11 protein-coding genes are annotated in these 11821 nt (G+C 70.4%); 2 read left to right on the plus strand and 9 right to left on the minus strand.

From position 1 onward, the window contains the following. Positions 1-4: 4 nt before the first annotated feature. Positions 5-1192: an anhydro-N-acetylmuramic acid kinase gene (locus BIX52_RS11730; RefSeq protein ID WP_083660244.1), complete on the minus strand. Its 1188-nt coding sequence runs from the start codon at positions 1190-1192 to the stop codon at positions 5-7. Here BIX52_RS11730 and tyrS point away from each other — a divergent pair. Next, a complete protein-coding gene (tyrS, locus tag BIX52_RS11735) occupies positions 1191-2426 on the plus strand; it encodes a tyrosine--tRNA ligase (RefSeq protein ID WP_075221280.1) in 1236 nt (411 codons plus the stop codon). The two genes, BIX52_RS11730 and tyrS, sit on opposite strands and share 2 nt — an antisense overlap. A gap of 46 nt (positions 2427-2472) precedes the next feature. On the opposite strand, the gene BIX52_RS11740 is transcribed toward tyrS, so the two are convergent. After that, positions 2473-5718: an AsmA-like C-terminal domain-containing protein gene (locus tag BIX52_RS11740; protein ID WP_139312758.1), complete on the minus strand. Its 3246-nt coding sequence runs from the start codon at positions 5716-5718 to the stop codon at positions 2473-2475. A 101-nt stretch (positions 5719-5819) separates the two neighbouring features. On the opposite strand from BIX52_RS11740, the gene bcp reads away from it, so the two are divergent. After that, complete coding sequence (bcp, locus tag BIX52_RS11745) at positions 5820-6287, plus strand: thioredoxin-dependent thiol peroxidase (protein ID WP_425426677.1); 468 nt, start codon at positions 5820-5822, stop codon at positions 6285-6287. A 149-nt stretch (positions 6288-6436) separates the two neighbouring features. On the opposite strand, the gene tatC is transcribed toward bcp, so the two are convergent. From tatC to nagZ, 7 genes are all read right to left on the minus strand, one after another. Then, on the minus strand, positions 6437-7231 hold the full coding sequence (gene tatC, locus BIX52_RS11750; RefSeq protein ID WP_075221283.1) for a twin-arginine translocase subunit TatC: 795 nt from the start codon (positions 7229-7231) through the stop codon (positions 6437-6439). Further along, positions 7228-7755, minus strand: a complete 528-nt coding sequence (gene tatB / locus BIX52_RS11755) for a Sec-independent protein translocase protein TatB (protein ID WP_075221284.1) — start codon at positions 7753-7755, stop codon at positions 7228-7230. Before tatB ends, tatC begins: the two co-directional genes overlap by 4 nt. Before the next feature lie 15 nt (positions 7756-7770). Then, on the minus strand, positions 7771-7980 hold the full coding sequence (locus tag BIX52_RS11760) for a twin-arginine translocase TatA/TatE family subunit (protein ID WP_075221285.1): 210 nt from the start codon (positions 7978-7980) through the stop codon (positions 7771-7773). A gap of 201 nt (positions 7981-8181) precedes the next feature. After that, positions 8182-9324 (minus strand): ABC transporter ATP-binding protein, encoded by a 1143-nt coding sequence (locus BIX52_RS11765; protein WP_075221286.1) that lies wholly within the window; start codon positions 9322-9324, stop codon positions 8182-8184. After that, complete coding sequence (gene scpB, locus BIX52_RS11770; protein ID WP_075221287.1) at positions 9308-10054, minus strand: SMC-Scp complex subunit ScpB; 747 nt, start codon at positions 10052-10054, stop codon at positions 9308-9310. The genes BIX52_RS11765 and scpB overlap by 17 nt, the downstream gene beginning before the upstream one ends. Continuing rightward, positions 10047-10826 (minus strand): segregation and condensation protein A, encoded by a 780-nt coding sequence (locus BIX52_RS11775; protein ID WP_075221288.1) that lies wholly within the window; start codon positions 10824-10826, stop codon positions 10047-10049. Before BIX52_RS11775 ends, scpB begins: the two co-directional genes overlap by 8 nt. Then, positions 10823-11821 (minus strand): beta-N-acetylhexosaminidase, encoded by a 999-nt coding sequence (gene nagZ / locus BIX52_RS11780; protein WP_075221289.1) that lies wholly within the window; start codon positions 11819-11821, stop codon positions 10823-10825. Before nagZ ends, BIX52_RS11775 begins: the two co-directional genes overlap by 4 nt.

Below are 11821 nucleotides of genomic sequence, written 5' to 3' on the forward strand. Positions count from 1 at the left end.
CACCTCAGCGGGCGGAGGGAAAGGTGATCCGCCCGCCCGTCATCGGCTCCGGCGCCCGCGTGGTGCCGGGGAAGGAGATCGCCAGGCCCCGCACCGTGCGCACCGCCATGTAGGCGAACGCCTCCGCCTCAATGTCGGCCGCCGCGAACCGCGGGTCAGGCGTCAGGGGCAGGCCAAGCCGCTCCTCCAGCCACGCCACCAGTGTGGTGTTGAACGCCCCGCCGCCGAGGACCAACACCTGCACCGGCCGCTTCGGCAACGCCTCGATGGCGACCGCCACCGTTTCCACCGTGAAGCGGGTCAACGTCGCCACCTTGTCGGCGGTGCCGAGGCCGGCGACGGGGGCGGCGGAGAAGGCGTTGCGGTCCAGCGATTTGGGCGGCGGGCGGCGGAAGAAAGGATGGTCCATCAGGGCCGCCAGAGCCGCAGCGTCCACCCGGCCTTGCGCCGCCATGGCGCCGCCGGCATCGAACCTCTCGCCCACCTCGGCCATCGCATCGTCGATCAGCGCGTTCGCCGGGCCGGTGTCGCAGGCGATCAGGGTGTCACCGTCGATATAGGTGATATTCGCCACACCGCCGAGGTTGAGCATCACCAAAGGCTCGGCAAGGCCGTGCTGGCGGGCGAGCGCGCGGTGATAGACCGGCACCAAGGGCGCGCCCTCCCCGCCCGCCGCAACGTCGGCGCTGCGGAAGTCGGACACCACGGGCACGCCGAACCTGTCGGCCAGCGCCTGCGGGTCGCCGAGCTGCATCGTCATGCCCCGGTCCGGCGCGTGGGCGATGGTCTGGCCGTGCCAGCCGATGAGGTCGACCGACCCGCCCTCGCCGTTCGGTCCGTCCCCGTCCGGTGCCTCACCATGCGCCGCGAACCAGGCGGCGATGGCGTCGCCGTGCAGGCGGTCCACCACACTCTCGGCGGCGCGCAAGGCGGCGGTGCGGGTGGCGCCGGTCGCGGCGGCCCGCCCGTCCGCCTCGGCGGCGCGAATCACCGCCCGGTCGGCATCGGCGATGATGCCCGCCGCGGCTCCGCCGGGGACCGCGATAGCCTCCCCGTCCGTCGTCACGCGCTTCACGTCCACCCCGTCCATGGAGGTTCCGCTCATCACGCCGAGCACCTTCAGAGGGCGCTGCTCGGCCAATGCACGAAGCGCCTTGCCATCCGTGATTTTCGGTGTAACGGGATCGCCCATGGCACGCTCCGACTTCATCCACACGCTCCGCGAACGCGGCTTCATCCACCAGATCACCGACGAGGACGGGCTCGACAAGTCCCTCAACGACGGGATGGTCACCGGCTATATCGGATTCGACCTCACCGCGCCCTCGCTCCACGTCGGCAGCCTGGTGCAGATCATGATGCTGCATTGGATGCAGAAGACGGGCAACCGGCCGATCGTCTTGATGGGCGGCGGCACGTCGAAGATCGGCGACCCGTCCGGCCGCGACTCCTCGCGCACCTTGATGACGGCGGAGACGATCGAGACCAACAAGGCCGGCATTTTCAAGGTCTTCGAGAACTTCGTCGACTTCTCCGGCGATGCCATCGTCGCCGACAATGCCGACTGGCTGGACGGCCTCGGCTACGTGCCCTTCCTGCGCGACGTCGGCCGCCACTTCTCGGTCAACCGCATGCTGACGATGGATTCGGTCCGCCTGCGCCTCGACCGCGAGCAGCCGCTGTCGTTCCTTGAATTCAACTACATGGTCCTCCAGGCCTACGACTTCACCGAGCTGAACAAACGCTACGGCTGCGTGCTGCAGATGGGCGGTTCGGACCAATGGGGCAACATCGTCTCCGGCATCGACCTCGGCCGCCGCATCTCCGGCGCCGAGCTCTACGGGCTGACCACGCCGCTGATCACCAAGGCGGACGGGTCGAAGATGGGCAAGACCGCCGCCGGCGCGATCTGGCTCAACCCCGAGATGCTGAGCGCCTACGATTATTGGCAGTTCTGGCGCAACACCGGCGACGCGGACGTGGAGAAGTTCCTCAAGCTCTTCACCACGCTGCCGCTCGACGAGGTGGCGCGCCTCGCCGCGCTCGAGGGCTCGGAGATCAACGAGGCGAAGAAGACGCTGGCCAACGAGGCGACGGCGATGCTGCACGGTCGCGCCGCCGCGGAGGCCGCCGCCGAGACCGCCGCCACCACCTTCGAGGCCGGCGGGATCGCCGAGGGGCTGCCGACGATCGACGTTCCGGCGGGTGAACTTGCCGAGGGCGTTGGCGTATTGGGCGCGTTCGTGCGGGCGGGGCTCGCGGCGTCCAACTCGGAGGCGCGCCGGGCGATCCAGGGCGGCGGCGCCCGCGTGAACGACGAGAAGCTGAGCGACGACAAGCGCGTTCTGGGCACCGGCGACCTCGCCGACGGCGTGATCAAGCTGTCGCTCGGCAAGAAGAAGCACGCCCTCATCCGCCCGGCCTGAGCCGGGCGCGGCCCGACGACGCCAGCCGAGCCCGGACGCGCCGGGCTCAGCGATACTCGAAGATCTTGCGGAAGATGCCGGGTGCGACCGCCGATAGCGGGTTCATCGCGAACTGCGGCGAGGCGAGAGGGCCGGACAGGCGGAAGGTCACCCCGATCAGCCCGCCGTCGTCGCCCCCGCCCAGGATCTGCCCCAGCACCGGCACCCGCCCGAACATGTTGTTGACGCCGTAGGCCGGGATGAAGGTCCCGTTCAGCGTCATCGTCTTGTCGGCGAGGTCGATCACCCCGTCCGCCGTGCCGCCGATCACCTGGCCGCGCAGCACCGCCTCGCGGATGCGGATCCGGTCGCCGCGCTTGTCGAAGTCCACCACCAGCGTGTCGAATGTCAGCCCGGTGCCGGTCTGGATCTGCCGGGCGAGGCGCGGCCCCGCCCTGTCGCGCGGGTTGCTGCGCGTGCGCTCGATGATCGCCTCGAGGGTGGTCTCGTCGGTGAGCGCGAAGTCCTCGACGATCATGCGCCCGTCCATCGCCCCGTCCGGCGCGATCTGGGCGGTGATGCGCGTGCGCCCGCCGCGCATGCGCTTGTAGACGTCGAACGCGGCGAGCACCCGGCCGAGCTCGGTGACGTCCACGTGGAGGGTGCGCCCGCCGCTCTCCTGCGGCGCCAGACGGGCGGCGAAGGAGCCGGCGTTCACCCCGTCGAGCCGGCCCGATACGGAGAGGCGCGACAGGGCGCGGCCGGAATGGCGCGCCTCCAGCGACACGTCCGTGGCGTAGGTTTCGTCCGACAGGCGCAGGCGCTCGGCGACGGCGCGGGCGGCCACCGGCGGCCCCGCCTTCTTCTCGCCCGCCTTGTCGCCGGGCTTCGCCGGGCCGCGCATCATCGACGTGATCAGCTTGCGCAAATCGAATGTCGTCGCCTCGACGTCCACCTGGTAGCCGACCCCCTGGCGTGTGACGTCCACCCGCGCACTGTCGCCGCGGCTGAGGGCGACGTCGTGCAGGTTGGCCCGCGCCAGCGCGCCACCCTCCAAGGCGAGGTTGCCGGTGGCCGATATGCCGCCACCGTCCACCCTCAGGCCGTCCACGGAGAGGTTGGCCCCCGCACCGGAGAACTGCCCCGTCGCCTTCATCGCCACGCCTTTGGCCTTGGCGAGGCCGGGCAGGTCGATCGCGGCCTGGGAGAGATCGACGGCGAAGGTGCGCACGTCGTCCGGATCGGCCTCGACGGTGACGACCACGGGTCCGGTGAGCGCTGTCCCTGTGTCGAAGCCGCGCTCGCGCCGGTCGCGGTCGGTCAGAACGAAACGGGCGGCGCCGGATTTGCCGCCGAGGAACATCTCCGAATAGTTCACGTCGATGCGGATGCCGTCGACGGTGGCCTTGCCGCGCGCGGCGAGGCGGCGGGAGTTGAGCAGAACCTCCACGTCCGCATCGCTGAAGGTCTGCCCGCTGACGGGAATCGAGGTTCCGGCGCCTTTCAGTTGCGCGTCGATCGACCATTGCCGCTCTTCCATGGTCGTGCCGGGCGCGAGCGGCGTGCGCATGGCGATCTTCGCCTCGAAGGTGCCCGCCACCTGGTCCGGCTCCAGCGGCGTCGCCTTGAGCTGGGGCAGGTCCATCAGAGTGGCGATGGCGACGATGGCCGAAAGCGGTCCCTGAACCGTGGCGGTGATGCTGGCCTCCGCCGGCTGGCCGGACACGTCCGGAATGGTGAAAGCGCCCTCGCTGACCCGGAGGAGACCCGCCGCGCCCATGTCGACCACACCGCCGTCGAGCCGCACGGAGAGGATGCGGTCCTGCATCCTCAGCGCACCGTGGCCGCGGGTGATGGCGATCGGAATGCCCGGCGCGGTGAACGTCACGTCGACGAATTCGAGGTCGATGCCGATCGTCCCCGGCATGTCCGAGTGGGTGGTCGGGTCCGGGTCCATCTCCAGCGGGGTGAAGGCGAGCGTCACGTCCCCGCGGCGGACTGTGCCGCCCTTCACGACCTCGGCGATCGCCTTGCGCGGCTTGTAGGCGGCCACCACCGGCCAGGCGCCCAGCAGCGTGTCGACGGAGGTCGGGCCGATGTGCGCCGCCAGCGAGAGCCACGGCCCGCCGTCGTGAATGTCGAGCGTGAAGACGGCGTCGGCCCGGCCCCTTTCGGCCTGCCCGGCGAACTGATCGACGCGGATCATCCCGCGCGCGAAGTCGATCTCGCCGTGCATCTGGGCCGACGACAGCTCGACGGGGGACTTGTCGATGTCAGCCGAATGAAGCTGCGTGTATGGGGTCGAAAGGTCGAAGGTCCACGGGTCGTCCGGCCCCGCACCGGCGGTCACGTCCCCCGCGATGGTGACGGTGGAGAGCCCCGCCGAGAAGCGCGAGGGCAGCACGGTGATGCTGTGCCCGTCCGGCGTCAGGGCGAGGTCGATGCGCCCGCCGCCGAACTCGCGCGGCGGATCGTCGCCCATGACGACGGTCCCGCCGGAGATGCCGATGGTGGCGCGCGCCTCGGCCGGCCCCTCGGCGGGCAATGCTGCGGACAGGTTGAGGGCGAGGACGAAACCGTCCTGCACCGGCTTCACCGGGGCGAGGTCGCGCGGCACCAGCCCGTCGACGGCGATGTCGAGGTCGCGCCCGGTGGCGGTGTCGCGATAGTCGAGCCGCAGGCTGAACGGGCCCCCGGCGCCGATGCCGGCCACCCGCACGCCAAGCGCGTCGGCCGCCTCCACATGCGCTTCGACGTCCTGAAACACGCGCGCTTCGTTGATCGGCCGGCCCGGCACGACGAGATCGATGCGCCCGTCGGTGAGGTCGACGCGCTCCAACCCCGCCCCCGACAGCGCGGATTTGAGGCCGTGCAGCACGTCGCCCAACAGCGCGACGGCCGCGCCCGGCTCCGGCACCTTCACGTGTCCGCCCTCGCCGGACGGGTCGACCTTCAGGTCGGCGCCCTTCATCGTCACCGCGCGGCCTGAAAGGCTTTGGGTGAGGGTGATGCGTTTCACCGTGGCGGCCGCCTTCGCGGTGCTGACGCCGACGCCCTCCAGCGTGACGAACAGCCGCCCCGCACCGAGCCGCAGTGCGATGCGCTCCAGTGTGAGATCGACGCCCCGCGCGGCGGCGGCCCGCTCGACGATGCCGGTCAGCGGCAGGCCGAGAGGGGCGACGCTGAGCCGCACGACGGCGGCGACGAGGACGACCAGCGCGGCGACGGCGGCGAGGCGGGCGGGAGACGTGCGGCGACGCCCTTCAGCACCGAGGCCGCCGGGCGGAAGGATCGCCTGTGGTTGATCGGGCATGTCGGGCAGCCGCATCTACCTTTACTCGACTGGAACACTATGACGGAAACTGAACCCCAGGCGAATGGACGCCGCGAACGGATGCCCAACCACCGATGCCCATGACCACCATCGACGAAGGCGCGAGCGCGCCCGACTTCACTCTCCCCGGCGACAACGGAACCGAAATCACACTGAGCGCCTATCGTGGCCGCCCCGTGGTCGTCTACTTCTATCCCAAGGACAATACATCGGGATGCACCAAGGAAGCGATCGCGTTTAACGAGTTGTCCGGTGAGTTCGATGCCGCAGGCGTCGCGCTGATCGGCATCTCACCGGACCCGGTCGCCAGCCACGACAAGTTCAAGGCCAAGTTCGAGCTCGGCTTCCCGCTCGCGGCCGACACGGAGAAGACCGCGTGCGAGGCCTATGGCGTGTGGGTCGAGAAGTCGATGTATGGCCGGAAATATATGGGCGTGGACCGCTCGACCTTCCTGATCGACAAGGACGGCACGGTCGCCAAGGTGTGGCGCAAGGTGAAGGTGCCGGGCCACGCGGAGGCGGTGCTGAAGGCGGCGCAGGCGCTGTGAGCGGACGACCGGCGGCGGCGCGGGCGGCGGATGATGCTCGATGCCGCCGCCACCCTGCCCCGCGGCGCGGATTTGCCGTGCGCGGGTCCGAAGCGCGGCCGCGGCGAAACTGACCGCCGCAGCCGCGACTTAAGGCCCCACCGGTGGCGTCAGGTGGCTTTCTCGGCTTCGGCCGCTTCGCGTTCGCGCCGGACTTCGATGCGGCGCACGCACAGGATCGAGATCTCGTAGAGGAGCAGGCCCGGAACCGCGAGGCCGATCTGGCTGATCGGGTCCGGCGGCGTCAGCACCGCGGCGAGGATGAACACCACCACGATGGCGTATTTGCGCTTCTTGCGCAGGTCCGCCGCGCTGACGAGCCCTGCCCGGCCCAGCAGCGTGAGGATCACCGGCGTCTGGAACACGATGCCGAACGCGAAGATCAGCAGCATGATGAGGCCGAGATAGCGCGAGGTCTGCGGCAGCATCTCGATCGACGCGGTGCCGGTCCCGTGGCCGGGCTGCTCCATCGACAGGAAGAAGCCCATCGCCAGCGGCATGATGACGAAATAGACCAGCGCCGCGCCGGCCGCGAAGAGGAGCGGCGTGGCGATGAGGAAGGGGCGGAAGGCACCGCGCTCGTTGTGGTAGAGGCCCGGCGCCACGAACATGTAGATCTGCGAGGCGACGACCGGGAAGGCGAGGAAGAGCGCCCCGAACAGCGCCAATTGGAGCTGGGTGAAGAAATATTCCTGCGGCGCCGTGTAGATCAGCCGGATGGGCCGCTCGGCCCCGGCCGCCCGCTCGAACGGCCAGACGAGGATGTTGAAGATGTCGTTGGCGAAGTAGAAGCAGACGACGAAGGCAATGGCGATCGCAATGATGGACTTGATGAGCCGCGAGCGCAGCTCGATCAGGTGTTCGATCAGAGGCGCTTTGGACGCCTCGATATCATCGTGGGTCAACGGTCTCCCCCTGCGACGGCGCGCGGGGCCTCATTGGCGCCGGCCGGGGTGTCGGCCGCGCTGTGTGGGGCTGTGTCGGCGTTCTTCAGCGGTACGACGCCGGACGGCGCGCCCTCCGCCGCTGCGGCGGGCGTCTCGGCAGGGTCGAGCGCTTTCTCGGCCGCCGCCTCGGCCGCCTTGGCGGGCGCGACGGCCGGTTTGGCGGCCGTGTTCGCGCTCGGCGAGCCGGGGTCGATCTTGCCGGAGAGCGACTTCTTGGTGTCGTCGAGGCCTTTGCGCAGCGCTTTGGTGGGGTCCATCCCCCGCACGCTGTCGATGTCCTTGCGCACATCGTCGAGGTTGGCCTGCCGCTCGGCCTCGCGCAGCGCGTCGTTGAACGTCGACTGGAATTCGCGCGCCGTGCGGCGGACCTGGCCGAAGGTCTTGCCGAAGGCGCGCAACATGCCCGGCAGCTCCTTCGGACCCACCACGATGATCGCGATCACGGCGACAACGAGAATTTCGGTCCAGGATACATCAAACACGGGACAGGCCGATGCTTAGGCGTTGTGACGCTCTTGCTCTTTCGACACCGTCTGAGACGGGCTGTGATCGATGGTGCGGGGATCGTCGTCGTCCTCGGCCATCCCCTTCTTGAAGCTCTTGATGCCTTTGGCGACATCGCCCATCAGCTCGGAGATCTTGCCGCGCCCGAACAGGAGCACGAGCACCACACCGATGATGAGAACCTGCCAAACACTGATACCCATGGCTCACTTCCCTTGTGTTCGCCGCGCCGCGCTTCGCGGTCGGACGGACCGTCGACCAGATATGGGGCTTGCCGGTCCGGGACGCAGCGTGGCAGGACACCGCCCCACCCTGACGCCTTTTCCGAACGGAACAGGCGATCCGCGCACCGGCGACCTCGCCGAACTGCACCTATAGCGCGGCGCCGAGATGGTTGCCACCATTCATTGTTCACCGTCCAGGACAATGGCCTGGGCGACATCGGGTGTCATCCACACCGGACCGCCGGAGGGCGCGGACATGGCGTCGGCCCGCAAGGTAAGTCGCGTTTCGCCGATGCGGGCGAAAAGCTCGGCATGGGTGCCGCAGAAGCGCCGCCGCTCCACCGTCAATTCCACCGCGCCGGGCGTCGCCTCCGGTACCAGACGCAGCGCCTCGGGACGGAAGGCGACGGTGACCTTTGCGCCGTCGCCCCGCGCGCCCGCCGGAACCGGGCCGAGACGGGTCTCCACCATGCCGCCGCGGACCCGCCCGTGAAAGGCGTTAACGGTGGAGAAGACGCGCGCCGCCGCAAGGTCTACAGGGCGGCGCCAGATCTCCTCCGGCGTGGCGGTCTGGACGATGCGTCCGGCGCGCATGAGGGCGATGCGATCGGCCATCGCCAGCGCCTCTTCGGGGTCGTGGGTGACGATCACCGCCGTCGCGTCGCGCTGACGCAGGACGGTCAGCACGTCCTCGCGCACGGTGTCGCGCAAGGAGCGGTCGAGGCCGGAGAACGGCTCGTCGAACAGGACGACGCGGGGGGCGGGAAGGAGCGCGCGGGCGAGCGCCACACGCTGCTGCTGGCCGCCGGACAACTGGTGCGGATAGGCCCGGTCGTAGCCCTCCAGCCCCACCTGGTGCAGGGCGGCGGCGGCGCGCTTCAGCCCCTCGCCGCGGCCGACGCCTGACAGGCCATAGGCGACGTTCTCGGCAATGCGCATATGCGGGAAGAGGGCGAGGTCCTGAAAGACGAAGCCGATGCGGCGCGCCTCGGGCGGCAGATAGGTGCCCTCACCCGCCACCACGCGGCCGCCGACGACGACGCGCCCGGCCTCCTGCCGCTCGATCCCCGCGGCAACGCGCAGCAGCGTGGTCTTGCCGCAGCCCGACTGGCCGAGCAGGCACAGGATCTCGCGCGGGCGCACCTGAAGCGACACGTCGTCCAGGATGGTGCGGCCGCCGATGCGAAAGGTGATGCCTGAGAGGTCGAGCGGGGCCGGACCCTCGACACCGGCGCTGTCGGCCCGGTTCCCGTCGGTCTGCTTCGCCGCGCCGCGCGGTGCGCGCTGCTGTGCCGCAGACGGTCCTTCAAGCCTCGTGGTCACGCTTCGCCTCATCCTGCGACGCCTCATCCGCGCGCAGGGTCTGCGGGCTGTCGTCCTGCAAGCTCCCCAGCGCGTCCTCGGTCGACATGCCGAGATCGTCCTCGTCGAGCGGATCCTCGTCGGCGTCAAGCCGGGCGTCGTCGCGTGGCGACGGCACGGTGAAGCCGGCGGGCGGCGTTCCTTCCAGGAGCCCGGCCCCGGCGAGATCGTCGAGCCCCGGCAGATCGCCGATGGCGGCGAGCGAGAAGGACTCCAGAAAGCCCGGCGTGGTGCCGAAGGTGACCGGGCGGCCGGGAACACGGCGGCGCCCGCGCATCTTCACCCACCCCGATTCCAAGAGGATGTCGAGCGTGCCCTTGGCGACGGCGACGCCGCGCACCTCCTCGATCTCGGCCCGCGTCACCGGCTGGTGGTAGGCGATGATGGCGAGCGTCTCCATCGCCGCGCGTGACAGGCGGCGCTCGGCCGTGCGCTCGGCCGAGAGCAGGTGGGCAAGGTCCGGCGCGGTGCGGAAGGCCCAGCCGTCCGCCACCTCGACGAGGTTGACGCCGCGGTTGGCGTAGATGGTCTGAAGCTGGCGCAGCGGCACGCGCATGTCCGCAACGGTCGGCAGACGCTCGAGCAGCGCCGCCTCGGACACGGGCGCGGAGGCGGCGAAGAGGATCGCCTCCAGCGCGCGCAAGGTGGCCGCATCGCCCGACCCGGCGAAGAGGTGGACCGGCTCAGCCATCGGGGTTCCCCCTCACATAAAGCGGCGCAAAGGGTTTCGTCTGACGCACCGAGATGCGCCCTTCGCGCGCCATCTCCAGCGCCGCCCCGAAGGTGGAGGCGATGAGGGCGCGGCGGCTCTCATGCCCCGGCATCGCCGCGACGAGGGCGGTCAGCGGCAGCCATTCGGCGTTGTGCCCCACCATGCGCTCCATGATGCGGCGCGCGTCGACCAGCGAGAAGACGGGGCGCTTCTCCATCGTCATGGTGCGCACGATCTCGTCCTGCCGCACCGCACCGTAGGCGGAGAGGAGGTCGTAGAGCGAGCCTTTGAAGACACGTTCGGTGGTGACGACGGTGGCTTCCGGCATGCCGCGCGCGAAGATGTCGCGGCCGAGGCGCGGGCGGGCGAAGAGCGCGTCGGCCGCCTCGCGCATCGCCTCCAGGCGGCGCAGGCGCAAAGCGAGGTCTTCGGCGAGCTCCTCCCCGTCCGCCTCGTCGTCGTCCGGGTCCGGCGCGATGAGGCGGCTTTTGAGATAGGTGAGCCACGCCGCCATGACGAGATAGTCGGCGGCGAGCTCGATCCGCATGTCCTTGGCGCGCTGGATGAAGGCGAGATATTGCTCGGCCAGCGGCAGGATGGCGATGCGCGTCAGGTCGATCTGATTGCGCCGGGCAAGGTCCAGCAGCATGTCGAGCGGCCCTTCGTAGCCGTCGAGGTCGACGTGGAAGAGGTCGAGTTGAACCGGCTTCTGGTGGAGCGGGGCCGGATCCTCGAAGGGATCGCCGCTCACACCGCCGCTCCCACGAGGTCCGCGAACTCGTCCCGCAGTGCGGTGACGTCGGCCGGCGCGGGGCCGAGGCGGGCGTGGGCAGCGGCGAGGCGCCGGGCGGCGGCGTCCGTCATCGGGCCGATCGCGGAGGCGATCGCATCCATCTCGCCAAGGTCGCCGTTGCAGTGGAGCACGCAGTCGCACCCGGCGGCGAGCGAGGCGGCGGCGTTGGCGCCGATGTCGCCGGAGATCGCGCCCATGGAGAGGTCGTCGCCCATCAAGAGGCCTTCGAAGCCGATGTCGGTGCGGATGAGGTCGATGGCGGCGGGCGAGAGGGTCGCCGGGCGGGCGGGGTCGATGGCGGTGTAGACCACGTGGGCGGTCATGCCGAGCGGGGTCGCGGCGAGGGCGCGGAAGGGGGCGAAGTCCCGTTCCAGTGCCGCGCGGTCCGCCTCCACCACGGGGAGTGAGACGTGGCTGTCCACCCACGCCCGTCCGTGGCCGGGGATGTGTTTGACGACCGGCAGCGCCCCGGCGGCCATGACGCCGTCCGCGGCGGCGCCGGCGAGGGCGGCGACGATGTCCGGCGTCTCACCATAAGCGCGGTCGCCGATGACGTCGTGGGCGCCGGGCACGGGAACGTCCGCCACGGGCAGGCACGGCGTGTTGATGCCGAAGGGGGCGAGGTCGGCGGCGATGAGGTGGCCGGCGAGCCAGGCGGCACGGGCGGCCTGCGCAGGGTCGGCGGCATGAAGCGCGCCGATGGCCGCAGCCGGCGGATAGCGCGGGGCGAGAGGCGGACCGATGCGCTGAACGCGTCCGCCTTCCTGGTCGATGAGGACGAGGCGCGCGCCGGACGCCTCCTGCGCGGCGGCGACGAGGCGGGTGATCTCGTCCGCGGTGCCGATGTTGCGCTTGAAGAGGATCAGGCCGAGCGGGCGGGTTGCGGCGAGGAAGGCGGCCTCGTCCGCGGTGAGGGCGGTGCCGGACAGGCCGACGATCAGGGGGGCCGTCAT

The sequence above is a fragment of the Acuticoccus yangtzensis genome, from assembly GCF_001927245.1.
GTDB classification, from domain to species: Bacteria; Pseudomonadota; Alphaproteobacteria; order Rhizobiales; family Amorphaceae; genus Acuticoccus; species Acuticoccus yangtzensis.